Genomic DNA, 23,565 nt, shown 5'->3' on the forward strand with positions numbered 1-23,565 from the left:
TAAAAAAGATTGATGTTTGCGCTTTATGAATAAAAATAATTAAAAACTCTAATTAATTGTTATTGGAATAACGTATAAAACCCTAACATTTTGTCCTTCTAATTTTCCAGAAATCCATTTAGGAGATAATTTCAAAACCCTAATTGTTTCGGTGCCGGTATTAAAACCAACATCTTTAATGATTTTTATATCATTCAATGAGCCGTCTTTCTCAACTACAAAAGTTGCAACAACTTTGCCTTTTATAGCAGCAGGTTTTTCTTTCGGAATCATATAATTCTGAGAAATGTACTTGTAAAATTCATTTAATCCCCCTGGAAATTCGGGTTTAACATCTATTCCCGCAGTATTGTAAACATGATTTTCATCATCAGACATAACACTTACAGTTTTTTGAGTCTGAGAAAAGGAACTTTGAGCAACACAAATTAAAATCAGAATTAAAAGCTTTCTCATGAATAATGGTTTTTAAGTTAGTCTACATTTTATGAATAATAAAAATAGTCGGTCGCTTATCAATATCAATTTTTAATTTCTTCCAATCAGAAATTTTCATTGTTTTGATAAATTCTGTTGGTAAAGTAATGTCAGTTGCTATACAAAGATGAGTTGCAGGACTTAGAATCTGTAAAAGATCTTCAATCAGTTTGTTGTTTCTGTATGGAGTTTCAATGAATAATTGCGATTGATTCTTATCATAAGATAATTTTTCAAAATGACGAATTGCTGATTTTTTTTCGTCTTTATCAATAGGCAAATATCCATTAAAAGTAAAACTTTGACCGTTCATTCCAGAAGCCATCATCGCTAATAGGATAGAAGAAGGACCAACTAAAGGCACAACTTGAATTCCTTTTTCGTGAGCCAATTTTACGATCACCGCGCCTGGATCTGCCACGCCCGGACAGCCAGCTTCGCTCATCAATCCCATATTTTTCCCTTCTAATAAAGGTTTGATAAAGTCTAAATGTTCGCTCGGTTCAGTACGTTTGTTAAGAGTAAAAAGCACCAATTCGGATTGTTTTTTCTCTGGATATACCGCTTTTATTGATTTTCGGGCAGTCTTGTCGTTTTCAACAATATAATGGTCAATAACTTCTATAGTTCTTCTTACGGTTTGAGGTAAAACATCCATCGGATCGCTTTCGCCCATTGTAGTAGGAATTAAATATAATTTTCCGAGAAGTTTCATGCGTAAGTATTTAAAATTAAAAAATTCAATCATCTCATCTACTGAAATAATTGAATTAAATTATGCGTGTTTTTTGATTAGTTTCTCTGCAATCAAATCGGTCACTTCATCAAGCATTTGATATACATTATTGAATCCATTTGATGCTCCGAAGTATGGATCTGGAACGTCGACATTTTCGTCGGGGAATAATTCATTTAAAATCAAATGAATTTTTTGTTTATGTTCAGGAGTTTGAGCGAGATGATTTACATCGTTAAAATTAGAATTATCCATTACGTAGATGTAATCAAATTCGTCAAAATCAGCTACTTTAATTTGTCTGCCCTTTTGCTCACTAATATTAATCCCATTTTTTCGGGCAACTTCAATCGAACGTTTATCGGGACAATGACCAACATGCCAAGAACCTGTTCCTGCAGAATCAACAAAAAATTTGTCTTTAGGTAATTTAGAAGCTAAAATTCCTTCTGCTAAAGGAGATCTACAGATATTCCCTAAGCAAACCATTAAGATTTTTACAGGCATGAGATGTATTAAAGCGTTAGTTTTTTATTAATATCTTCAACAAACTTTTTAAATTGTTTGTCTGTAGAAACTAAATTGTCAACGGTTTTACAAGCGTGAAGAACAGTTGCGTGATCACGATCTCCAATTTGCGAACCAATATTAGCTAAAGAGGCTTTAGTGAATTTTTTTGCAAAAAACATGGCCAATTGTCTTGCTTGAACAACGTGCCTCTTTCTAGTTTTAGATTGAAGAGTTTCAATATCTAACTGGAAATAATCTGAAACAATTTTTTGGATATAATCGATTGAGATTTCTCTCTTTACATTTTTAACAAATTTCTCTACAACACTTTTTGCTAACTCGATTGTAACCTCTTTTTTATTGAAAGAAGATTGTGCAATTAAAGAAATAATAGCACCTTCAAGTTCTCTAACGTTTGTTTTGATGTTACGAGCTACATATTCTAAGATATCTTCTGGCATTTCTACACCATCACGATATAAAATATTTTTTAAGATCGAGATACGAGTTTCGTAATCAGGCTGATGCAATTCTGCAGACAATCCCCATTTGAAACGAGATAATAATCTTTGTTCGATATCCTGCATGTCTACAGGAGCTTTATCTGAAGTTAAGATTACTTGCTTTCCGTTTTGATGTAAGTAGTTGAAAATATGGAAAAACACGTCTTGCGTTCCTGATTTTCCAGATAAAAACTGAACATCGTCAATAATTAAAACATCGATCAATTGATAAAAGTGAATAAAATCATTACGATTATTCTTTTTTACCGAATCAATATATTGTTGTGTAAAAATCTCAGCAGAAATATATAAAACGGTCTTTTCCGGATACTTATCTTTTACTTCTACGCCTATAGCATGCGCTAAGTGTGTTTTTCCTAAACCAACTCCACCAAAAATCAATAATGGATTAAATGAAGTTCCTCCAGGTTTGTTGGCAACAGCCATACCCGCAGAACGAGCCAAACGGTTAGAATCTCCTTCTAAGAAATTATCAAAACTGTAATTTGGATTTAGCTGAGATTCAATTTTTAAATTTCTGATTCCAGGAATTACAAACGGATTTTTTAATTCAGGATTTAGATTTTTAAAAGGAGCGTCAACTTCTTGAGGTTTCATTGGAACTCTATTAGAACTTGGCAGCTGCTCGGTAAACGGCTGTTTATTTCCATAAGTGTTCTCCATTTTAATTTTATAGAGTAACTTTGCGTTTTTTCCCAGTTCTTTGGTAAGTGCAACTTTTAACAATTTTACGTAATGCTCTTCGAGCCATTCGTAGAAAAATTTACTTGGAACTTGAATGTATAATGCATTATCGGTTAGCTCAACTGATTTGATTGGTTCAAACCAAGTTTTATATGCTTGGTCTTGAATATTATCCTTTATAAAGGACAAACAGTTTTCCCATACCGATTGAGCAGTTTTAGTCATAGATTCAGATAAATTTTTTATTATTGTTATAAAGATTCTCTTAATAAATTAAGAGCAATTTTATTCCGTATTTCGGGATAACAAATATGTGAACAAATTTCTGTAAAAAAAAATATTTTGGTATCTAATTTTATAAAAAAAAGTTGTAATGAGGCTTTTTAAATTTAAATTTTTTTAATATTTTATCAATGAAAAATCATCAGACTCAAGTAAGAGTTCGTTACTCAGAAACCGACCAAATGGGAGTTGTTTATCACGGAAATTATGTTCCTTATTTTGAAATAGGACGCGTGGAATGGCTTAGAAATAAAGGGGTTTCGTATAAAAGCATGGAAGAAAGCGGAATTGGACTACCAATTGTGAACATGAATATAAATTACAAAAAGTCGGCGAGATATGACGAACTTTTGACGATTCATACCACTTTCAAAAGTCATTCTTCTGTTAAGATTGAATTCGACTGCGCAATCTATAATGAGGCAAATGAGTTATTAACAACTGCGACGTTTATTTTAGTATTTGTTGCGTTAAAAACGGGTCGTCCGACGGCTCCTCCATATTATATTTTGGAAATATTTAAATCGCTTGAATAATTGTTAAAATGGATAGGGATTTGATGTTAATTTATATTAATTTAATATCAATTTCGAACATTAAATCAAAAATGCTGAACACCGTTTCGGCATTTTTTTTTCGTGTTTTAATTAGAATTTTACCAATTGGCAGGCCTGAAATTTCATCGATTTCCATTTCTTGAGAAGTAATTTCTAATTTTTTCTCTTTAATAACCCGCATTACTTTATTCATGTTTTTGTAATCAAAAGAGATTAAATAGGCAACATCTATTGTCTTTTCAACAATTTCGCAAACTTCTAATGTCATTTGAGCTGTTGTTCGATATGTTGAAATCAAACCGCCAACGCCCAACTTTACTCCTCCAAAAATTCGAACAACTACAACTAGAACGTTCGTTACTCCAAAAGATTGTATTTGACCATAAATTGGTGCTCCTGCCGTATTGCTTGGTTCGCCATCATCGTTGGCACGGTAGGAGGTTTTGTTGCCAATTCCTATTTGATAAGCATAGCAGTAATGGACTGCATGCGGATGCAGTTTTTTTAGGTCTTCTATTATAGGTTTTACTTCGTCTTCGTGTTCTATCGGAAATGCATAACCAAAGAATTTACTGCCTTTTTCTTTAAACAGTATTTCTTCAGAATTACAAGCAATAGTTTGATAAGTATCGTTAATTTCCAATTTTAAAGTTTTAATTTTTTTAGCCACAGATTAAAAGAATTAAAAAGGATTCTTCTTGTTGCTTTTACAAAAAAATCTGTGAAAATCCTTTTAATCTGTGGCTTATATTTTATGAGAAAAAGAATGCTTTATAGAAAACCTTTACTAAGTAAATCCACAACATCTTCTTTTCCGACTTGCAGATTCCAGACTTTTATTCCTAAGGCAGCTGCACTGTCTGTATTTTCTTTTTTATCGTCAATAAATAAAGTGTTTTCTGCGACTAAATTATTTTGATTGAGGACAAACTGGTAAATTTTAGGATCAGGCTTTCTCATTCCTATGTCAAAAGAAAAATAAACTTTTTCAAAACATTTGTAGAAATCTTCATAAAAAGAAACGCCACTTTTTTCTTCAAATGTATTAATGTGAATAGAATCGGTATTGCTTAATAAAAATAAGCGGTATTTTGTTGATAATTCTTGAAGAAACTTTAAACGATAAAAAGGAAAATCAGCCAAAATAGCATTCCAGGCTTTTAAGATTTCTTCTTCTGAAGCATTTGGCAACTGTCTTTTGAAACCGCCAATAAAATCTTCTGGAGAAATAGATCCAGTTTCAAAAGAAAGATTTAATTGATCAAATTCATTATTCCATTCTGTCATTCCTAGTTTTTGCAAACCAGAAATTGTGGCAGGTTTATCCAAATTGATAAAAATATCGCCAAAGTCAAAAATTATAGCGTCAATCATAATTTCTAATTTCTATTAATTCATCACTTAAAATAGTGGTTTTTAAGCTGTTTTTTCTTGATATAATCGGAGCTTTTGTTCCAGATTGAAAACTTATTTTTCCATTAAAAATCCGAGCTTCATCCCAAAGATTTTCATCTATAAAAGATTGAAGTGTTTGTCTGCCGCCCTCAATGATTATCGATTGTATTTGATTTTTATATAAAACATCCAAAATTTGCGGAAGAATGTTTTTGCTAAAATCAATAATTTCAAAAGATGTGTTCTCAGTAGACGATTTTAAATCTTCATTAGAAAAAACAATAGTTTTAACGGAGTCATCAAAAATGAAACTGTTTTTATCAATTCGATTATTTCGGTCTATAATTATTCGCACAGGATTATTTCCATTCCAATCTCTTGCATTCAATTTCGGATTGTCGTCTGCAACGGTTTGCGTGCCAACCAAAATGGCTTGTTCTTCCGTTCTCCATTTATGAACTAGTTGTCTAGAATATGGATTGGTTATCCAAATAGGTTTTCTGTCTTGGCCTAAATCTTTTTCGGGAGATAAAAAACCGTCTTGGCTTTCTGCCCATTTCAAAATGATGTAAGGTCTCTTTTTTTGATGAAAAGTAAAGAAACGCTTGTTCAATTCATTACATTCTTTTTCTAAAACTCCAACTGTAACATTTGCACCAGCTTCAATTAGTTTTAAAATTCCTTTTCCTGCTACTTTTTCATTAGGATCGACAGTTCCAACAACTACATTCGGTATTTCATTTGCAATAATCAAATCACAGCATGGAGGTGTTTTTCCAAAATGACTGCATGGTTCTAGACTTACATATATAGTCGCTTTTTTTAGTAATGATTTGTCTTTTACAGATCGAATAGCATTGACTTCTGCGTGAGGTTCTCCAGCTTTTTTATGCCAGCCTTCACCAATAATCTTTCCTTCGTAAACAATCACGCTTCCAACCATTGGATTTGGGTACGTTGTTCCAAGTCCATTTTGTGCTAGTTCGATACAGCGTTTTATGTATTTTTCATGTATATTCACAGTGCAAAAGTAATTATTTTTGAAGTTTTTGTCTAATGTTTGAGATTAAGTTGTGAAACAATCTAAATAGTTATGATACTATCGAAAAAGTATTTTTATTTTTGTAAAGATAAAGATGGAAAAGAAAAAATGAAAAACTGGATTATCAGAAAAATTAAAAAAGAAGACAATCAAGCTGTAGCGAGTTTAATACGATCGGTTTTTGATGAAATGGAAATACCTAAAGTTGGAACAGCTTACGAAGATCCTTATTTGGATTTTATGTTTGAAGAGTACAGTAAGCCGAATTCGGCCTATTTTGTTGTTGAAAAAGATGGTGAAATCGTAGGTTGCGCAGGTGTTGGACCTTTAGAAAATGGAGATACTGAAATCTGTGAATTGCAAAAAATGTATTTTTTACCCAAAACAAGAGGTCTTGGAATTGGAACCAAAATGATGGAAAAATGTTTGGATCAAGGAAAAGAATTTGGTTTTGAAAAATGTTATATAGAAACGATGCCTTTTATGCACGCTGCTCAAAAGCTGTATAAAAAATCGGGTTTTGAATATTTAGACGCCCCACTAGGATCAACTGGGCATAGTTCTTGTCCCGTATGGATGTTGAAAGTTTTATAGTTAAAGTTTGTAACAAATCTTAACGAGGAAGACTTATCGAAAGATTAAATCAGTTTTTTTGCTGATGAAATAATATTCAAAAAATTAAAATGAAAATCAAACAATACCGCACTCAATTTATTAAAGAATTATCGCCTTTTTACGATGCGTACGAAGCGGAAAGTTTTTTTTATTTGATTTTAGAAGATAGACATAAACTTCGCCAAATTGATTTAGCGTTAAATCACGAATTGGTTTTTGAGGAAAATGATTTCGTCATGTGGGATGAGATTGTAAGTCATCTCAAAAATGAAGTTCCCATTCAATATTTATTAGGAAAAACAAATTTTTATGGTTTGGATTTCGAAGTAAATGAAGATGTTTTAATCCCGAGACCAGAAACAGAAGAATTGGTAGAATGGATTATTAATGAGAATGCAGGTCCAGAAAAATCTAAGAAAATAAAAATTTTGGATATCGGAACTGGAAGCGGCTGCATCGCAATTTCTTTAGCAAAAAACCTTCCAAATGCTGAGGTTGTGGCGATCGATGTTTCTAAAAAAGCGCTAGAAACGGCTAAAAGAAATGCTGTCCGAAATAACGTTGATGTAACTTTCGTGCTGCAGGATATTCTGAAAGAAGAAGAATTAAGATGCCAGTTTGATATTATTGTTTCTAATCCGCCGTATGTCCGTAATTTAGAAAAAGCAGAAATCAAGAAAAATGTTTTGGATTACGAACCGCATTTAGCGCTTTTTGTTGAAGATAATGATGCTTTAATCTTTTATAGAAAAATTGCTTCACTGGCAAAAAAATCGCTTTTAGGAAAAGGAAAATTATATTTTGAAATCAATCAATATTTAGGGAAAGAAATGATTGAATTGCTTGAAAATATAGATTTTAAAAATATTGAATTACGAAAAGACATTTACGATAACGACCGAATGCTTAAAGGGAATATTTAAAGTTTTCAGTCTCAGTTTTCAGACACAGAAATAACTGAAAACTAAAAAATTATTCATATCGAAGTGCTTCAATCGGATCTAATTTAGAAGCTTTAATTGCTGGATATAAACCAGAAACCAAAGCAACACAAAAACTTGTTGCAAAAGCGGCAAAAATTGCCATCCACGGAATTACAAATGAAAAACTCATCGCAGTGGCAATGGCAAAACCAAGAAGTATTCCGAGAATTATTCCGACCAAACCTCCAATTTGTCCAATTAATAAAGTTTCGATAAAAAACTGAAAAGCAACAGTTGTTCTTTTTGCGCCTAATGCTTTTCGAACACCAATCTCACGAGTTCGTTCTGTAACCGAAACAATCATAATGTTCATCAAAGCGATTGAAGATCCAAGAATGGTAATAATGCTGATAATCCAAGATGCCCAGCCTAAATATTTTGTAATTCCTAAAATACGGTTAATTAAATCATCGCTTCGGACAACTCCAAAATTATTGTCGCGAACAGGGCTTAATTTACGAACTCTTCGCATTGTACTTGTCGCGTTGTCAATGGCTTGGTCTAGGACTTCTTTTTTAGAAACCATAACACTTATAGTGTAGTTGATATTTGGCGCTGTAAATAAAGATCTTGCTACCTGAATCGGGATCAAGACACGTAAATCCTGACTATTTCCAAACGTTGAACCTTTTTCTTTTAGAACTCCAATTACTTTAAATCTTGCGCCTCGGATAGAAATTATTTTATCAATCGGATTAATGTCTTTCAAAAGTCCTTTTTCAAAATCTGAACCAACAATGCAAGAATAAGTATTGTTATCAATATCAAACTGGTTAAAACTTCTACCTAGACTAGTTTCCAATCCAGAATTGGTGATAAAATGCTCGTCAACACCTACAATTGTAATTTCAGGATCTGTTTTTTCTCCCAAATATTTTACTTCTGCTGTTGAAGTTGCCGTAAAAGACAAAGAAGTTTCTGTAAAAGGATATTTGTATTTGTTTTTGAAGGCAACAGCTTGAGGATAAGAAATAATCGGATTGATGACTTCTCTTTCGTTCCCGCCGCGGTTACGTACTTTATTTTCGTATTGATTAATGTTGAAAGTGTTGGCTCCCATTGAAGCAAAATCACTAGAAATGGTATTTTCTAAAGCAGACACCACAGTGAGAATTCCAACCAAAGCTGTAATACCTATTGCGATAATTAAAACGGTAAGAATGGTTCGCAGAATTTGCGTTTTGATAGAACCAAATGCAATTCGGATATTTTCTTTAAATAATTTTAGCATCATGACCAATTTGTCACGAAAATACGTTTTTTGTTACAAGTTTGTTTTCGAACTGCTATTATTTATTTTAAAAAGTAAGATATTTGCAGACTTAAATTAAGTCGAAAGTTGGTAAGTCATAAAGTCGAAAGTCTAAACGCCAGCATTCAAAAAATAGAAATAAATTAATTTTAAAGGTTTTTGAATTTTAAGTTTCAAAAGAAATCTAAAATCTAAAATCAACAATCTAAAATAAAGAAGATGGCTTCAAAACCAAGTATTCCAAAAGGAACCAGAGATTTTTCACCTGCTGAGGTGTCAAAACGTCAATATATTATTCAGACTATAAAAGCTAATTTCGAAAAGTTTGGTTTTCAGCCAATCGAAACGCCTTCGTTTGAAAATTCAGATACTTTGATGGGAAAATATGGAGAAGAAGGAGATCGTCTAATTTTTAAAATATTAAACTCTGGAAACTTTTTCTACAATAAAAGTAAAATTGAACTGCCAGAATCAATTGAAGAATTACAGCTAAATTCGGCTGAAAAAATTAGTTTAGAGCAAAGAATTGAATTGAATAAATTCACAGGAAAAATTTCTGAAAAAGCTTTGCGCTACGATTTGACAGTTCCTTTTGCGAGATACGTTGTTCAGCACCAAAGTGAAATAGAATTCCCTTTTAAAAGATATCAAATTCAACCGGTTTGGAGAGCAGATAATCCTCAGAAAGGCCGTTTTAGAGAGTTTTTTCAGTGTGATGCTGACGTTGTAGGTTCAAAATCGCTTTGGCAGGAAGTAGAACTGGTTCAGTTGTATGATACTGTTTTTACATCTCTAGGTTTAGAAGGCGTAACAATTAAAATTAATAATAGAAAAATATTATCTGGAATTGCAGAAGTAATCGGGGCTTCAGATAAATTGATCGATTTTACAGTTGCTCTTGATAAATTAGATAAAATTGGAGAAGACGGCGTAAAGAAAGAAATGATTGAAAAAGGAATTGCTGAAGAAGCATTGGTAAAAGTGCAACCACTGTTTAGCTTTAGCGGTACTTTTGCAGATAAAATAAGTCAGCTTTCAGAATTATTGTCTTCTTCTGAGGAAGGAATGAAAGGTGTTGAAGAATTGAAATTTATTTGTGACAATGTTGCAGATTTAGGTTTGTCAACAGCAACTTTAGATTTAGATGTGACTTTGGCACGTGGGTTAAATTACTATACGGGTGCCATTTTTGAAGTTGGAGCGCCAAAAACAGTTTCTATGGGTTCTATTGGCGGTGGCGGAAGATACGACGATTTGACGGGTATTTTTGGTTTGAAGAATATGAGTGGCGTCGGGATTTCTTTTGGTCTTGATAGAATCTATTTAGTTTTGGAAGAATTGCAATTATTTCCAGAAACAGTTGCAGCGACTTCAAAAGCAATATTTTTAAATTTTGGTGACAAAGAAGCTTTGTACGCTTCAAAAGCCATTCAGAAATTAAGACAGGAAAATATAAAAGTAGAATTGTATCCTGATAATGTAAAAGTAGGGAAACAGTTTCAATATGCAGATAAACGCTTGATTCCGTTTGCGGTAATTGTTGGAGATCAAGAAATAGCTTCAAATTCTTATGCACTTAAAAATTTAGTGACAGGAGAACAGGTTACAGTTGATTTTGACGGATTGAAAAAGGCTTTGTTAGCATAATTTGACATTAAAGTTTTTTGCCACAGATTAAACAGATTTAAAAGATTTTTTTTCACGCAGATTAGGCAGATTTTAGCAGATTTAATTAGATTTTTATATTAAACAATCTGCTAAAATCTGCCTAAATCTTTTTAAAATCTGCGTGAAATAAATTTTTTTAGTGATCAGCGAATAGATTTCAACTCATTAAAAAACTTGTAGGGGTTAACTATTTGAAGCAAAGGTTTTTGCTGTGAGTTGCCCAATTTTAAAGGAATTTCTTTTGAAATCTCTACATGAAATAGTTGCCAGAGAAGAAAAAAAACTTTTAATTTGCCGACCTTAAGTTACGGGCGTAGTTCAAGGGTAGAATAGCGGTCTCCAAAACCGTTGATGGGGGTTCGAATCCCTCCGCCCGTGCAATAAAATATTTTTTACTGTAAAGACCGCGAAGATTTTTATCAAAGAATACTTTAAAAAGACAAAGTTCGCAAAGCTACATTAATACAAAGCTTTGCGAACTTTGTCTTTTTTATAAAGCTTAAAAGCAAAAACTTTGCGATCTTTATGGTGATTTTTTTTTCGTTTTCAGTTTTTGTCATTAATATATTAAAGATGAAGAAAGCAAAAAAAAAGCTTCGTCTCTATAGGCGAAGCTTTTTTTAATATAAGGTAAATTTGAATTAATAATTATTTTGAGGCCTTAGCCAACCCTTAAATTCAATTTTGGTGGTAATAATTTTTGTTTTACGCTATCAAAGATAAAATAAACTATAACGTAATAGTCTTAAAATTATACTAAATTTTGAGAACTCGATTTCCTTTTTTAAAAGTCTCATAATTAATAAAGTGACAATTTGACATTTTACGAGATTTGGCAGTACTTTTGCAATCAAACAAAAAGAAATAAAAAATGAAGTTTAAAAATATTTTTAAAAATAAAAGTAATATGACTACGGAAAATACAGAATTCGATCAGGAATTAGACGATGTAACGTTAGAGAAAAATGCCAACGGAGAGCAGTTAATTGTTGAAGAATTAAGTGTTGAAGAGCAATTAGCTCAAGACTTGGCTAAAGAAAAAGATAAGTTTTTGAGATTATTTGCCGAATTTGAAAATTACAAAAAAAGAACTTCAAAAGAGCGTATCGATTTATTTAAGACAGCAAACCAAGAAGTTTTATTGGCTATGCTTCCAGTTTTAGATGATTTTGATAGAGCAGCTGTAGAGATCAACAAATCTGATGATGAGAATTTGAAAAAAGGTGTTGAATTAATTCATGAAAAATTAAAAAGCACTTTAGTTTCTAAAGGTTTAGAGCAAGTTGAAATTCAGGCAGGAGATGCTTTTAATGCTGATGTTGCAGAGGCAATTACCCAAATTCCAGCTCCGTCTGACAAATTAAAAGGGAAAATTGTTGATGTTATTGAAAAAGGATACAAATTAGGAGACAAAATTATTCGTTTCCCTAAAGTTGTTGTAGGAAACTAAAAATGCAATAGGAATTTCAAATGCATTTTTTGGATTTTGGAATTTTTAAGATTTGGAACTTAATCTAATTATGAAAAAAGATTTTTACGAAATACTAGGCATTTCAAAAAATGCTGACGCTGCCGAAATAAAAAAAGCATACAGAAAAAGTGCGCTTAAATATCATCCTGATAAAAACCCAGGCGACAAAGAGGCAGAAGAAAACTTTAAATTAGCGGCAGAAGCGTATGAAGTTTTGAGTGATCCGCAGAAAAAAGCAAAATACGATCAGTATGGTCATCAAGCATTTGATGGTTCTGGCGGATTTGGCGGTGGCCACGGTGGTATGAATATGGATGACATTTTCAGCCAGTTTGGTGATATTTTTGGTGGTGGATTTGGCGGTTTCGGAGGCGGAGGCGGAGGTCCTCGTCGTGCTAAAGGAAGCAATCTTAGAATTAAAGTGAAGTTGACTTTAGAAGAGATTGCAAATGGAGTTGAGAAAAAAGTAAAAGTAAAACGTAAAGTTCAGGCTAAAGGTGTAACGTATAAAACTTGTACGACTTGTAATGGTCAAGGTCAGGTAATGCGTGTTACTAATACCATTTTAGGAAGAATGCAATCTGCATCTACTTGTCCTACTTGTGGTGGTTCTGGTCAGATTTTAGATAAAAGACCTTCTGAGGCAGACGCACAAGGGATGGTTCAAGAAGACGAAACAGTATCAATCAAAATTCCTGCGGGAGTTGTTGACGGAATGCAGTTGAAAGTTTCTAACAAAGGTAATGATGCGCCAGGAAATAGTATTCCAGGTGACTTAATTGTTGCTATCGAAGAAATTGAACACGAATTCTTGAAACGTGAAGGTGAAAATGTTCACTTTGATTTGTATATCAGTTTCCCTGAAGCAGTTTTAGGAGCTTCAAAAGATATTGAAGCAATCAACGGAAAAGTTCGTATTAAACTGGAAGAAGGAATTCAGTCTGGAAAAATCTTAAGATTGAAAGGAAAAGGAATTCCAAGTTTAAACGGTTACGGAAGCGGTGATTTATTAGTTCACGTAAATGTTTGGACGCCAAAAACATTAAATAAAGAACAAAAACAATTCTTTGAAAATGCTTTAACAGATGAGCATTTTGCTCCAAGCCCAGAGAAATCAGAGAAATCATTTTTTGAAAAAGTAAAAGATATGTTTTCATAATCTGAACTTTTAGAAAAGATACCAATATATTAAGAACCCATTCTAGAGATTTAGAATGGGTTTTTTGCGTAATATAACGCAATTTCGCTTCGAATTATTTACTTTTACAGTCGCTGAGCCTTAATTGGCTAAGTGACGCAGTAAATCCTTAAAAATAACATGAGCAACTTACTTGAAGTACATAAGGTCGTAAAACAATACGGCGATTATGTAGCGCTTAACGAAGTTTCATTAAATGTGCCCAAAGGCAGTATATATGGACTTTTAGGTCCGAATGGAGCTGGAAAAACTTCCCTTATCAGAATCATAAACCAAATTACATTGCCAGATAGCGGTGAAATAATTTTAGATGGTGAAAGGCTACAACCTAAACACGTACAGACTATTGGTTATCTTCCAGAAGAAAGAGGTTTGTACAGTTCGATGAAAGTAGGCGAGCAATGTTTGTATCTGGCTCAAATGAAAGGACTTTCAAAAACTGAAGCCAAAAAACAATTGGATTATTGGTTTGATCGTTTAGGAATTCAAGGGTGGTGGAACAAAAAAATACAGGAACTTTCTAAAGGAATGGCACAAAAAATTCAGTTTGTGGTTTGCGTTCTTCACAAACCTAAATTGCTAATTTTAGATGAACCTTTTTCAGGATTTGATCCTGTAAATGCTAATATCATTAAAGATGAAATTTTAGCTTTGAAAGAACAAGGTTCAACTATTATTTTTTCTACGCACAGAATGGAAAGTGTAGAGGAACTGTGCGAAAACATTGCGTTGATTCATAAATCAAATAAACTGATAGAAGGGAAAGTTGCCGATGTAAAACGTCAATTTAGAACTAATAGTTTTGAAGTCGGAATTTTAACTAGCAACGTTGAAGGTCTGATGTATGACATTACACAGAAGTTTACTGTTTCGCCTGCCAATTTTAAATCACTCAATGATGATTTGAAATTGAATATTCAGATTGGGAATGCTACTCCAAATGAATTATTGAATGTTCTTACGCAACGCGGACAAGTAACGCATTTTGTTGAAAAAATTCCAAGTATAAACGATATTTTTATTCAGACAGTTACAGAAAATAAAGTTTAGATTTCAGTCTCGAATTCTCGGGATAGATTTTAGAGTGAAAACCTGAAATCTAAAATCTAAAGTCAACAATCTAAAATCTAAAATAAAGAAATGAGTATTATTTCATTAATTATAAAAAGAGAGTTTATTGCTAAAGTTCGCAATAAATCTTTTGTTGTCATGACTTTTTTGAGTCCGCTTTTGTTTGTTGCAATTGCAGTATTTATTGGGTATTTGAGTTCAATGAAAGCAGACACCAAAAGCATTGTGATTCATGACTCAACTGGACTTTTTGTTTCCGATTTTTTAAAGGAAAATAAAAACAGTTCTGAGTTTAAGTTTTATAATTTATCAGAATTCGATCTTAAAGCTCTAAAAGACAGTATTGCAACAGAGCGTTTTAGCGGTTTAATTGTTATTCCGAAAACAACAAATGTTAACGATTTAGAAGGGAAAGTTGAATTTATTTCTAACAACAGTCCAAGTATTTCTTTTATTGAAAATACGCAAGATGTCATTGCATCAAAAATTACTAAATTAAATCTGGAAGAAGCAAAACTAGATACTCTGGCGATCCAGAAAGCCCAATCAAAGGTTAATATTCATTTGGTAAAAGCTTCTGGAGAAGAAAGTCTAAAAGGGTTAAACGAAATTAAAATCGGAATTGGCGGTGCATTTGGTTACCTAATTATGATGTTTATTATCATCTACGGAAATATGGTAATGCGGAGCGTTATTGAAGAAAAAACAAACCGAATTATCGAGATTATTATTTCTTCGGTAAAACCATTTCAGTTAATGATTGGGAAAATTGTCGGAACTTCTTTGGCAGGAATTTTACAATTTATGATTTGGGCCATTATTGGTTTAGGATTAATGTTTGCTGCTTCGGCATTTTTTGGGGTTAATGTTGGTCCAACAGCTCGAATTTCGCCAGAATTAATGCAATCTGCTCAGCATGAACTTTCAGGATCTGCACAAATGTATATTGCTGAATTATGGAATCTGCCAATTGCCAGTATATTAATAGGTTTCGTGATTTATTTTATCGGAGGATATTTTCTGTACAGCTCATTTTATGCCGCAATTGGAGCAGCCGTTGACAATCAAACCGATTCTCAGCAATTTTTATTGCCAATCATAATGCCGCTTATTTTGAGTGTTTACATCGGATTTTTTACGGTTGTAAATAATCCTCACGGAAGTGTTGCAGTAATTTTTTCAATGATTCCGCTTACATCTCCAATTGTAATGCTAATGCGTATTCCGTTTGGAGTGCCTTGGTGGCAAATTGCAATTTCGGTATCATTATTGTTTGCTACCTTTTTCCTTGTAGTTTGGTTCGCAGCCAAAATTTACCGAGTAGGTATTTTAATGTACGGCAAAAAACCGACCTGGAAAGAATTGTATAAATGGTTAAAGTATTAAATTCCAATTCAAAAAGAATGGGAATAAATCCCAAATTCCAATGGTTGGGTTTTGGAATTTTTAAAATTGAAAATTACGAAGAATGAGTAGGATACTAATTATAGAAGACGAAGCAGCAATCAGAAGAGTTTTGGTAAAAATTTTATCAGAAGAAAATGATACCTATCAAGTTGATGAAGCCGAAGATGGTGTTGCTGGTCTTGAAAAAATAAAAAACAACGATTACGATTTGGTTTTGTGCGATATCAAAATGCCAAAAATGGACGGTGTTGAGGTTTTAGAAGAAGTAAAAAAGATAAAACCAGAAATTCCGATGGTTATGATTTCAGGTCATGGTGATATGGAAACTGCAATTCATACCATGCGTTTAGGAGCTTTTGATTATATTTCGAAACCGCCAGATTTGAATCGTTTATTGAATACCGTTCGTAATGCTTTAGATAAAAAACAATTAGTTGTTGAAAATAAAATTCTAAAGAAAAAAGTCAGCAAGAATTACGAAATGATCGGCGAAAGCGAATCTATCAATCACATTAAAGTAATGATTGATAAAGTGGCGCAAACCGAAGCTAGAGTTTTGATTACGGGACCAAACGGAACAGGAAAAGAATTAGTAGCACATCAGTTACATGAAAAAAGCGAACGTTCTAATTTTCCTTTAATTGAAGTAAACTGTGCAGCTATTCCGAGTGAATTGATTGAAAGTGAATTATTTGGACACGTAAAAGGTGCTTTTACATCTGCCGTTAAAGATCGTGCGGGAAAGTTTGAAGCAGCTGATAAAGGAACGATTTTCTTAGATGAAATTGGAGATATGAGCCTTTCGGCGCAAGCCAAAGTTTTACGTGCACTTCAAGAAAGCATGATTACCAGAGTAGGTGCCGATAAAGATATTAAAGTTGATGTTCGCGTAGTTGCAGCAACCAATAAAGATCTGAAAACAGAAATTGCAGAAGGTCGTTTCCGAGAAGATTTATACCATCGTCTGGCTGTTATTTTAATAAAAGTGCCACCTTTGAACGAAAGACGAGACGATATTCCAGCTTTGATTTCACATTTTGCTGAAAAAATCGCTTCAGAACAAGGAAATGTGGTGAAAATATTTTCGCCACAAGCCATAAAATTATTACAGGAATACGATTGGACAGGAAATATTCGTGAACTTCGAAATGTGGTTGAAAGATTAATCATTTTAGGAGGAAACGAAATCTCTGAAAATGATGTAAAAATGTTCGCAAGCAAGTAATGCTTCGCGCAATAGGCTTTAAGCTACAGGCTTTAGGCTTTTAAAATATGAATAATTTTTGCTTATAGCGTATAGCTTAAAGCTTAAAGCTAAAAAAAAATGAAACTAAAAAAAATAAACGAGAAGTTACAAGATGCCTTAATTGAAAATGGTCTAACAGAAGCAAATGCTTTACAGTTAGAAACTTTTTCAACTATAAAAAGTGGTGCAGATTGTATTGTTATTTCTCCAAAAGAATCGGGAAAAACAACAACGATTGTTTTAAATGTAATTCAGCAATTGGCTGGGCAGACTGAAGAATCTCCAAGAGCTTTGATCATCGTGGAGGATAAAGCTAAGGTTTTAGAAATGGTCGAACTTTTTGAGAAATATGGAAAATACACCAATTTAGAAGTGTACGGCGTTAATGAAAAAGGAGATATGGATTATGATAAAAACTACATTTCTACAGGAATTGATGTTTTAATTGGAACTCCAACAAAACTAAACGATATGTTTAGTACGGCAGGCTACAATGTAAACCGATTAAAAATGCTAATTCTTGACGATGCTGATCCAATTTTGAGATTACGTCATGAAACAAAAATTATGCGTATTTCGGGCAGTATTGCAAAGACACAACGTATTATTTTTGCTGAAACGCTGACAGAACGCGTAGAAATTTTGGCAGATAAAATGTTAGTTGAACCTTTTTTGTTTGATATGGATGAAGAAGGAGAAGAGCTTGACGAAGAAGATGAAGATATTGAAGAAGAATAAAAAATAATATAGAGTCCCGGTTTTCAGTCTCAGTTATTGGAAAGCGGGATTTTTGATTTATAATATTAGAATAAATAAAGAAGATCATGGGATTAATGAAAGTGTTTTCAGGAAGCGAAATATTAGCTATCGCTTTACAAGAAAGATTAGAAGAAGCTGGAGTAGAAACAGTAAAAAAAGATAATATTCAGTCAGCTCGTTTGGGTGGTTTCGGTGGGACAGATTTGGCAGTTGAGGTTTTTATTCAAGAAACAGATTTCGCAAAAGCAAATCCAGTTATTGAAGAATTTCGAATGAGTCTTTAAAAGTTTTCAGTTTTCAGTCGCAGTTTTCAGCCATTGCTGAAGGTGCGACTGAAAACTGCGACTGAAAACTAAAAAAAATGCAATACAAAATGATAGTGCTCGACATGGATGATACCTTGTTGACAGACGACCATAGAATATCAGATTTAAATAAAAAAGTGATACTAGAAGCGCAGGCAAAAGGCGTTTATGTTGTTTTAGCTTCTGGAAGACCAACCACGGCAATGACCGCTTATGCGAAAGAACTTCAACTGGATCTAAACGATTCTTATATGATTTCGTTTAATGGAGCTATAATTAGTCGTGTAAAAGACGATTTGGTTTTGTTTGAACAGAAATTAACGGTTGAACAAATTCACGCTTTATACGATTACAGTGTTAAAAAAAATACACATATCATTACGTATTTGGATAATGAAATAATCAGCGAAACCGATTCTGAATATATTGAGATTGAAAAAGACATCACTAAAATGGTGCATCATAAAGTTTCTAGTTTCAAAGAGTATGTAGATCGTCCAGCCGTAAAATGTATTTTATTGCAAGATCCAGCCTATTTAAAAACAGTAGAAAAAGATTTAATAGAAGCAATGCCGCATCTAAGCGTTTCAACTTCTAAGCCTTTTTTCTTAGAAGTAGCACAATTAGGCATTGATAAAGCGGCAAGTTTGAAACTTTTGGCGGAAAAGCTGGGAATTCTTCAAAGCGAAATTATCGCTGTAGGAAATGCAGGAAATGATTTGACTATGATTGAATATGCAGGTTTAGGAGTTTGGGTTGATAATGTGACGCCTGAATTACGCGACAAAGCTGACTTAATTGTGGCTTCAAATAATAATGACGGAGTTGCGGAAGTAATTACACGTTATATTTTAAATTAAAAAAAAAATGAAAAATCCAATAGAAACAGATCGGTTGGTTTTAAGAGAGTTACAGCTTTCTGATGCAGAAGGTATGTTTGAGTTGGATTCTAACCCTAACGTTCATTTGTTTGTAGGCAACAGACCAGTAAAACAAATTGAAGAAAGTGTAGAGTATATTAAAATCGTTCAAAAACAATATGCGGCTTTTGGCATTGGTCGTTGGGCCGTTGTTTTGAAAGAAACAAACGAATTTATTGGTTGGTCTGGCATAAAATATATTACCGACGAAATCAATAATTACAAAAACTTTTACGAGTTAGGATATCGTTTTATTGAAAAATATTGGGGAAAAGGCTATGCTTCTGAAGCAGGAAAAGCTTTTGTTGATTATGCTTTTAACGAAATGAAAGTAGAAATGCTTTATGCTTATGCAGATGCAGGAAACGAAAATTCTAGAAAAATTCTGGAAAAATTAGGTTTCCATTTTGTGAATTCTTTTCAATATGATGAAGAATTAGAAGTTTGGTACGAACTTAAAAATCCAGACTTATTATAAAAAACGAATTCCAAATCTTTACATACTTAAAAGTCAGTAAAGATTTGGAATCAATTAAAGAAGTACTATTTCTAAAATATTATTTTTTAGCTACAGAAACAAAATATTTATTTCCATCACCCATTGTTAATTTTACACGCTCATCGCAAAGATCGATTGCAAAATTAGCACTTTCGTAACAGCTGCAAGTTGTGTTTTTGTCTTTAGACATTTCTGTTTTACAGTTGTTATTTTTAAAAGTTGTTAATTGTGGAGTATACAAACTAACCAAGTCAGTAGAAGCAGTTACTAAAGAAATAATACTTGCAGAATTATTATTTGTAATTCTATATACAATTCTGTCAGTATAATTTACTTCGTTAACAGTTACTTTACGAATATAAGTGTAAGCTGTAGATCCTTCACCTGGTTCTTTAACTTCAAACTTAAACCCTACTGCACGAATAGCAACATCAAATTGCTGTTGTGAATTAAAGCTAGCCCAAGTCGTCAATGTACTAATCGTAGGAAATGGATTTGCAGCTGGAGTATTAGTTTGCGCTTGCGAACTAAAAAGGGTTAAGAACATCAAGCAGATCGTGGGTAAAAATGCTTTCATAAAGCGTGGTATTTGTAATTTAATTTTGCCTACTCTCTTTGGTTTTCGGCTTTCCCATTTCATTTTGTAACACAAAACAACAACATAACGATTAGAATTCAAAATTGTTATGTTCGAATTATTATTAAATTAATTAAAGCTTGTTAAAATTCTTAAATGCGAATTTATTTTACCAAAGAAATATAACAAGAGTAAATGTAAGAAATTTTCAATTTAAAAAAATAAAAATTGTATTTAATCGGTAAAAATTGCATTTAATCGATTATTTTGTCATTTTATTCTTATTGAAATGTTAAAAAACAGCTTAAGGGATGTAGTTTTAATGCACAATTCGAAGCAAAAAAATATGTTTTTAATATTTTTAAAATTTACATTAACGCAAAATATTGATTCGAAGTAAATTAATCGCTTTCTTTTGATGAATATTGTTTGTAAATTTGCAGCCTTAAATTTTTTGACAACGATTTCATTAATTTAAGACAGATTATGGAAAATAGAAAGAAAGTTGCCTTTTATACACTGGGTTGTAAACTGAATTTTTCAGAGACTTCTACAATTGCCAGAAATTTTAATGACGAAGGTTTTGACCGCGTCGATTTTGAAGAAATGGCAGATATTTATGTCATTAATACTTGCTCTGTAACAGAAAATGCAGATAAGCAGTTTAAGCAAGTGGTAAAGAAAGCAATGAAGCTGAATGATAAAGCTTTTGTTGCTGCTGTTGGCTGTTATGCACAATTAAAACCAGAAGAATTAGCTGCTGTTGATGGTGTCGATTTGGTTTTAGGAGCGACAGAAAAATTTAAAATCACGGACTATATCCATGATTTAAGCAAAAACGATATGGGTGAAGTACACTCATGTGAAATTGCCGAAGCCGATTTTTATGTTGGAAGTTACTCAATTGGAGATCGTACTAGAGCATTTTTAAAGGTACAAGACGGCTGTGATTATAAATGTACATATTGTACAATTCCGTTGGCAAGAGGAATTTCTAGAAGTGATGCTTTAGAAAATGTTTTGAAGAATGCCAAAGAAATTTCAGCTCAAAATATCCGTGAAATTGTTTTAACCGGTGTAAATATTGGTGATTACGGAAAAGGCGAATTCGGAAATAAAAAACACGAACATACTTTTCTAGATTTAGTTCAGGCTTTAGATAAAGTAGAAGGAATTGAGCGTTTGAGAATTTCGTCTATCGAACCGAATTTATTGAAAAATGAGACAATCGAATTTGTTTCTAAAAGCAGAACTTTTGTACCGCACTTTCATATTCCGTTACAATCGGGAAGCAATGATATTTTGAAATTGATGAAACGCCGTTATTTACGTGAAGTTTATATTGATCGTGTAAATAAAATTCGCGAAGTAATGCCGCACGCTTGTATTGGTGTTGACGTTATTGTTGGTTTTCCAGGAGAAACAGACGAGCACTTTTTAGAAACCTATCATTTTTTAAATGATTTAGATATTTCGTATTTACATGTATTCACGTATTCAGAAAGAGATAATACAGAAGCAGCAGATATGGAAGGCGTTGTTCCTTCAAATGTACGAGCAAAACGCAGCAAAATGCTTCGCGGTTTGTCAGTTAAAAAACGTCGTGCTTTTTACGAAAGTCAATTAGGCACAAACAGAACGGTTCTTTTTGAAAGTGAAAATAAAGAAGGATACATTCACGGATTTACGGAAAATTATGTAAAAGTAAAAACACCTTGGAATCCAGAATTGGTAAATACTTTACAAGAAATCAACCTTACAAAAATCGACGAAGATGGAAGTGTTCGTTTGGAGTTTTTGAATAAATTGGCGGAAGTTTAAACGTAAGGTTTGTCATTCCGAGGGACGAGGAATCACACTCGAAACTCTACAAAGAATGGCAATAATAGCATACGGAATTACTAGTGTGATTCCTCGTTCCTCGGAATGACAAAAAACAGAAAAGCCCTTTAATTAAAGGGCTTTTTTCATAATTATTTCTTCTGATTCTCAGAAACTAGCAATTTCAGAGAATTAATATAATCTGTATCAAATTCAATAACTCGAATTTTTTCTGGATTAAAACCTAATTCTCCTCCAAATTTACCTCTCGTTTCTAAGAAATCAATCAAAAGTTCTTCTTCAGTAAGAGAAATTAATTTCCCTAGATAAACTGCTTTGGAAGACTTTTTTGCAAGCTGAAAAATTCCGTATTTTCTATCAAGAAAATTTACAATCGAATTCAAATCTTGAATTGGAATAATATCTTCTGTGTTGATATTTATGCCTTTTAAGCGAATGACTTTTTCTGTAAAAATGTGTTCTTCGTCTCGGTGAATTGCTTCAATGTTTTTATTTCTCAAAATAACAAAACCATCTAAAATAAAATCTACAGGATTATTTCGAAGTAAAATCCATTCATCAGAATAATCAATTAAAAATCCGCTGAAGATTTCTTTTTTATCCTGAAATTCTATTTCGACTAATTGTCTTAAATATTGTTCCATCATGTTTTTTTAAATTCCAATAATTAAATTCCAAATTCAAATTATACTTCGGGTCTACATTTTTTTTAAATCCAATACTAGAATTCCAAATTCCAATCTCAAAGCAATTGGAATTTGGAATTTCAAAAATTGGAATTTATTCTTTATGGGTTAGTTGACCAAATACTGCTGTTTTTAATAAACACTCTTCGGTTTAGTTTTAACTGTGCAATAATCAAATCTGCCATATCTTCAGACTGCATTACTTTTTCTGGATTTCCGTCAGTCAAGTTTAAGTCTTTTGCCATGTCAGTTGCTACTGTGCTTGGCGTTAGAGCTGTAACACGAATATTGTGTTTTCTCATTTCCTGCATCAAAGAATCGGTTAAACCTAAAACAGCAAATTTAGAAGCACTGTAAGCACTTGTCAAAGCGTTTCCGTTTAATCCGGCAGTCGAAGAAATATTGATAATATCTCCAGTTTGTCTTTCGATCATATTTGGAATAATCGCACGAGTGGTGAAATACGTTCCCATTAAATTTACCTGAATAATTCGTTCCCAAGCTTCTGGTTCTAATTCTAAGAATTTTCCAAAGGAAGCAATTCCAGCACTATTGATCAAAATATCGATATGTTTAAATTCGGCTAAAGCTTTTTTTACAGCAGCATTTATAGAATTAATATCCGAAACATCGGCAGCTAAAGCTAACGTTTTGACGCCAAGTTGTGCAGTTTCTGAAGCTAATTGATCAATATCGTTTTGAGTTCTTGAAACTAAAATAAGGTTTACGCCTTCTTTTGCTAAAGCAATTGCTACAGCTTTTCCAATTCCTTTTCCAGCACCTGTAATTAGTGCGTTTTTATTTTTTAAGTCGGTCATGATTGTAATTTTAGAAATGCAGAAAGCATCATTTTAAGTCT

The 23,565-nt window shown here is 32.7% G+C and carries 25 protein-coding genes and 1 tRNA gene; 15 read left to right on the forward strand and 11 right to left on the reverse strand.

Features of this window, described 5'->3' with window-relative positions; genetic code table 11:
- Positions 1-48: 48 nt before the first annotated feature.
- The 4 genes from LL966_RS00105 to dnaA are packed head-to-tail and all read right to left on the reverse strand — an operon-like array spanning position 49 to position 3,156.
- Entirely contained in the window at positions 49-456 is a 408-nt protein-coding gene (locus tag LL966_RS00105; RefSeq protein ID WP_229349009.1) for an energy transducer TonB, read from the reverse strand.
- 22 nt (positions 457-478) lie between these two features.
- Complete coding sequence (locus tag LL966_RS00110; protein WP_229349011.1) at positions 479-1,192, reverse strand: SAM-dependent methyltransferase; 714 nt, start codon at positions 1,190-1,192, stop codon at positions 479-481.
- Positions 1,193-1,252: 60 nt separating this feature from the next.
- Positions 1,253-1,720: a low molecular weight protein-tyrosine-phosphatase gene (locus tag LL966_RS00115; protein ID WP_229349013.1), complete on the reverse strand. Its 468-nt coding sequence runs from the start codon at positions 1,718-1,720 to the stop codon at positions 1,253-1,255.
- An 8-nt stretch (positions 1,721-1,728) separates the two neighbouring features.
- Positions 1,729-3,156, reverse strand: coding sequence for a chromosomal replication initiator protein DnaA (gene dnaA / locus LL966_RS00120; protein ID WP_057116951.1), 1,428 nt, complete (start codon positions 3,154-3,156; stop codon positions 1,729-1,731).
- Positions 3,157-3,344: 188 nt separating this feature from the next.
- On the opposite strand from dnaA, the gene LL966_RS00125 reads away from it, so the two are divergent.
- The gene (locus tag LL966_RS00125; RefSeq protein WP_229349015.1) at positions 3,345-3,749 is read left to right on the forward strand and encodes an acyl-CoA thioesterase; all 405 of its coding nucleotides are present in this window, start codon (positions 3,345-3,347) and stop codon (positions 3,747-3,749) included.
- A gap of 31 nt (positions 3,750-3,780) precedes the next feature.
- Here the strand turns inward: LL966_RS00125 and LL966_RS00130 are convergent, their stop codons facing one another.
- The 3 genes from LL966_RS00130 to ribD form a co-directional block, all read right to left on the reverse strand.
- Entirely contained in the window at positions 3,781-4,413 is a 633-nt protein-coding gene (locus tag LL966_RS00130) for an IMPACT family protein (RefSeq protein WP_229349017.1), read from the reverse strand.
- Between the two features lie 128 nt (positions 4,414-4,541).
- Positions 4,542-5,144 (reverse strand): HAD family hydrolase, encoded by a 603-nt coding sequence (locus LL966_RS00135; protein ID WP_229349021.1) that lies wholly within the window; start codon positions 5,142-5,144, stop codon positions 4,542-4,544.
- Positions 5,137-6,186 (reverse strand): bifunctional diaminohydroxyphosphoribosylaminopyrimidine deaminase/5-amino-6-(5-phosphoribosylamino)uracil reductase RibD, encoded by a 1,050-nt coding sequence (gene ribD, locus LL966_RS00140; protein WP_229349024.1) that lies wholly within the window; start codon positions 6,184-6,186, stop codon positions 5,137-5,139. Before ribD ends, LL966_RS00135 begins: the two co-directional genes overlap by 8 nt.
- Positions 6,187-6,315: 129 nt before the next feature.
- Here ribD and LL966_RS00145 point away from each other — a divergent pair, with 129 nt between their 5' ends.
- The gene (locus LL966_RS00145; RefSeq protein WP_229350861.1) at positions 6,316-6,801 is read left to right on the forward strand and encodes a GNAT family N-acetyltransferase; all 486 of its coding nucleotides are present in this window, start codon (positions 6,316-6,318) and stop codon (positions 6,799-6,801) included.
- Between the two features lie 74 nt (positions 6,802-6,875).
- Entirely contained in the window at positions 6,876-7,745 is an 870-nt protein-coding gene (gene prmC / locus LL966_RS00150) for a peptide chain release factor N(5)-glutamine methyltransferase (protein ID WP_317207119.1), read from the forward strand.
- 49 nt (positions 7,746-7,794) lie between these two features.
- On the opposite strand, the gene LL966_RS00155 is transcribed toward prmC, so the two are convergent.
- Entirely contained in the window at positions 7,795-9,039 is a 1,245-nt protein-coding gene (locus LL966_RS00155) for an ABC transporter permease (protein ID WP_229349030.1), read from the reverse strand.
- A gap of 237 nt (positions 9,040-9,276) precedes the next feature.
- Between LL966_RS00155 and hisS the strand changes: the two genes are divergently transcribed.
- From hisS to LL966_RS00210, 11 genes are all read left to right on the forward strand, one after another.
- Positions 9,277-10,704, forward strand: coding sequence for a histidine--tRNA ligase (hisS, locus tag LL966_RS00160; RefSeq protein ID WP_229349032.1), 1,428 nt, complete (start codon positions 9,277-9,279; stop codon positions 10,702-10,704).
- Positions 10,705-11,032: 328 nt separating this feature from the next.
- Positions 11,033-11,103: transfer RNA gene (locus tag LL966_RS00165), tRNA-Trp, on the forward strand.
- 493 nt (positions 11,104-11,596) lie between these two features.
- Positions 11,597-12,175 (forward strand): nucleotide exchange factor GrpE, encoded by a 579-nt coding sequence (locus tag LL966_RS00170; RefSeq protein WP_229349034.1) that lies wholly within the window; start codon positions 11,597-11,599, stop codon positions 12,173-12,175.
- A 70-nt stretch (positions 12,176-12,245) separates the two neighbouring features.
- On the forward strand, positions 12,246-13,355 hold the full coding sequence (gene dnaJ / locus LL966_RS00175; RefSeq protein ID WP_229349037.1) for a molecular chaperone DnaJ: 1,110 nt from the start codon (positions 12,246-12,248) through the stop codon (positions 13,353-13,355).
- 159 nt (positions 13,356-13,514) lie between these two features.
- The gene (locus tag LL966_RS00180; RefSeq protein ID WP_229349040.1) at positions 13,515-14,444 is read left to right on the forward strand and encodes an ABC transporter ATP-binding protein; all 930 of its coding nucleotides are present in this window, start codon (positions 13,515-13,517) and stop codon (positions 14,442-14,444) included.
- A gap of 90 nt (positions 14,445-14,534) precedes the next feature.
- Positions 14,535-15,851 (forward strand): ABC transporter permease, encoded by a 1,317-nt coding sequence (locus LL966_RS00185; RefSeq protein WP_229349042.1) that lies wholly within the window; start codon positions 14,535-14,537, stop codon positions 15,849-15,851.
- An 82-nt stretch (positions 15,852-15,933) separates the two neighbouring features.
- Entirely contained in the window at positions 15,934-17,097 is a 1,164-nt protein-coding gene (locus tag LL966_RS00190; protein WP_229349044.1) for a sigma-54-dependent transcriptional regulator, read from the forward strand.
- Between the two features lie 99 nt (positions 17,098-17,196).
- Positions 17,197-17,856 (forward strand): DEAD/DEAH box helicase, encoded by a 660-nt coding sequence (locus tag LL966_RS00195; protein WP_229349047.1) that lies wholly within the window; start codon positions 17,197-17,199, stop codon positions 17,854-17,856.
- 86 nt (positions 17,857-17,942) lie between these two features.
- On the forward strand, positions 17,943-18,161 hold the full coding sequence (locus tag LL966_RS00200; RefSeq protein WP_229349050.1) for a putative signal transducing protein: 219 nt from the start codon (positions 17,943-17,945) through the stop codon (positions 18,159-18,161).
- Between the two features lie 77 nt (positions 18,162-18,238).
- On the forward strand, positions 18,239-19,042 hold the full coding sequence (locus tag LL966_RS00205; protein WP_229349052.1) for a Cof-type HAD-IIB family hydrolase: 804 nt from the start codon (positions 18,239-18,241) through the stop codon (positions 19,040-19,042).
- 7 nt (positions 19,043-19,049) lie between these two features.
- A complete protein-coding gene (locus LL966_RS00210) occupies positions 19,050-19,580 on the forward strand; it encodes a GNAT family N-acetyltransferase (RefSeq protein ID WP_229349056.1) in 531 nt (176 codons plus the stop codon).
- A gap of 79 nt (positions 19,581-19,659) precedes the next feature.
- Here the strand turns inward: LL966_RS00210 and LL966_RS00215 are convergent, their stop codons facing one another.
- A complete protein-coding gene (locus LL966_RS00215) occupies positions 19,660-20,178 on the reverse strand; it encodes a hypothetical protein (RefSeq protein ID WP_184159805.1) in 519 nt (172 codons plus the stop codon).
- A 486-nt stretch (positions 20,179-20,664) separates the two neighbouring features.
- On the opposite strand from LL966_RS00215, the gene mtaB reads away from it, so the two are divergent.
- Positions 20,665-21,999, forward strand: coding sequence for a tRNA (N(6)-L-threonylcarbamoyladenosine(37)-C(2))-methylthiotransferase MtaB (gene mtaB / locus LL966_RS00220; protein ID WP_229349059.1), 1,335 nt, complete (start codon positions 20,665-20,667; stop codon positions 21,997-21,999).
- 152 nt (positions 22,000-22,151) lie between these two features.
- Here mtaB and LL966_RS00225 read toward each other — a convergent pair whose 3' ends face one another.
- Together LL966_RS00225 and LL966_RS00230 are read right to left on the reverse strand one after the other, a co-directional pair.
- Entirely contained in the window at positions 22,152-22,667 is a 516-nt protein-coding gene (locus LL966_RS00225; protein ID WP_317207114.1) for a hypothetical protein, read from the reverse strand.
- Positions 22,668-22,807: 140 nt separating this feature from the next.
- The gene (locus LL966_RS00230) at positions 22,808-23,524 is read right to left on the reverse strand and encodes a 3-ketoacyl-ACP reductase (RefSeq protein ID WP_229349062.1); all 717 of its coding nucleotides are present in this window, start codon (positions 23,522-23,524) and stop codon (positions 22,808-22,810) included.
- Positions 23,525-23,565: the final 41 nt, after the last annotated feature.

Source organism: Flavobacterium chungbukense (assembly GCF_020805785.1).
GTDB lineage: Bacteria > Bacteroidota > Bacteroidia > Flavobacteriales > Flavobacteriaceae > Flavobacterium > Flavobacterium chungbukense.

Coding starts and splice junctions, on each gene's coding strand:
- LL966_RS00105 (WP_229349009.1), bottom strand. CDS start 456: ATGAGAAAGCTTTTAATTCTGATTTTAATTTGTGTTGCTCAAAGTTCC.
- LL966_RS00110 (WP_229349011.1), bottom strand. CDS start 1,192: ATGAAACTTCTCGGAAAATTATATTTAATTCCTACTACAATGGGCGAA.
- LL966_RS00115 (WP_229349013.1), bottom strand. CDS start 1,720: ATGCCTGTAAAAATCTTAATGGTTTGCTTAGGGAATATCTGTAGATCT.
- dnaA (WP_057116951.1), bottom strand. CDS start 3,156: ATGACTAAAACTGCTCAATCGGTATGGGAAAACTGTTTGTCCTTTATA.
- LL966_RS00125 (WP_229349015.1), top strand. CDS start 3,345: ATGAAAAATCATCAGACTCAAGTAAGAGTTCGTTACTCAGAAACCGAC.
- LL966_RS00135 (WP_229349021.1), bottom strand. CDS start 5,144: ATGATTGACGCTATAATTTTTGACTTTGGCGATATTTTTATCAATTTG.
- LL966_RS00145 (WP_229350861.1), top strand. CDS start 6,316: ATGAAAAACTGGATTATCAGAAAAATTAAAAAAGAAGACAATCAAGCT.
- LL966_RS00155 (WP_229349030.1), bottom strand. CDS start 9,039: ATGATGCTAAAATTATTTAAAGAAAATATCCGAATTGCATTTGGTTCT.
- hisS (WP_229349032.1), top strand. CDS start 9,277: ATGGCTTCAAAACCAAGTATTCCAAAAGGAACCAGAGATTTTTCACCT.
- LL966_RS00170 (WP_229349034.1), top strand. CDS start 11,597: ATGAAGTTTAAAAATATTTTTAAAAATAAAAGTAATATGACTACGGAA.
- dnaJ (WP_229349037.1), top strand. CDS start 12,246: ATGAAAAAAGATTTTTACGAAATACTAGGCATTTCAAAAAATGCTGAC.
- LL966_RS00180 (WP_229349040.1), top strand. CDS start 13,515: ATGAGCAACTTACTTGAAGTACATAAGGTCGTAAAACAATACGGCGAT.
- LL966_RS00185 (WP_229349042.1), top strand. CDS start 14,535: ATGAGTATTATTTCATTAATTATAAAAAGAGAGTTTATTGCTAAAGTT.
- LL966_RS00190 (WP_229349044.1), top strand. CDS start 15,934: ATGAGTAGGATACTAATTATAGAAGACGAAGCAGCAATCAGAAGAGTT.
- LL966_RS00195 (WP_229349047.1), top strand. CDS start 17,197: ATGAAACTAAAAAAAATAAACGAGAAGTTACAAGATGCCTTAATTGAA.
- LL966_RS00200 (WP_229349050.1), top strand. CDS start 17,943: ATGGGATTAATGAAAGTGTTTTCAGGAAGCGAAATATTAGCTATCGCT.
- LL966_RS00205 (WP_229349052.1), top strand. CDS start 18,239: ATGCAATACAAAATGATAGTGCTCGACATGGATGATACCTTGTTGACA.
- LL966_RS00210 (WP_229349056.1), top strand. CDS start 19,050: ATGAAAAATCCAATAGAAACAGATCGGTTGGTTTTAAGAGAGTTACAG.
- LL966_RS00215 (WP_184159805.1), bottom strand. CDS start 20,178: ATGAAAGCATTTTTACCCACGATCTGCTTGATGTTCTTAACCCTTTTT.
- mtaB (WP_229349059.1), top strand. CDS start 20,665: ATGGAAAATAGAAAGAAAGTTGCCTTTTATACACTGGGTTGTAAACTG.
- LL966_RS00225 (WP_317207114.1), bottom strand. CDS start 22,667: ATGATGGAACAATATTTAAGACAATTAGTCGAAATAGAATTTCAGGAT.
- LL966_RS00230 (WP_229349062.1), bottom strand. CDS start 23,524: ATGACCGACTTAAAAAATAAAAACGCACTAATTACAGGTGCTGGAAAA.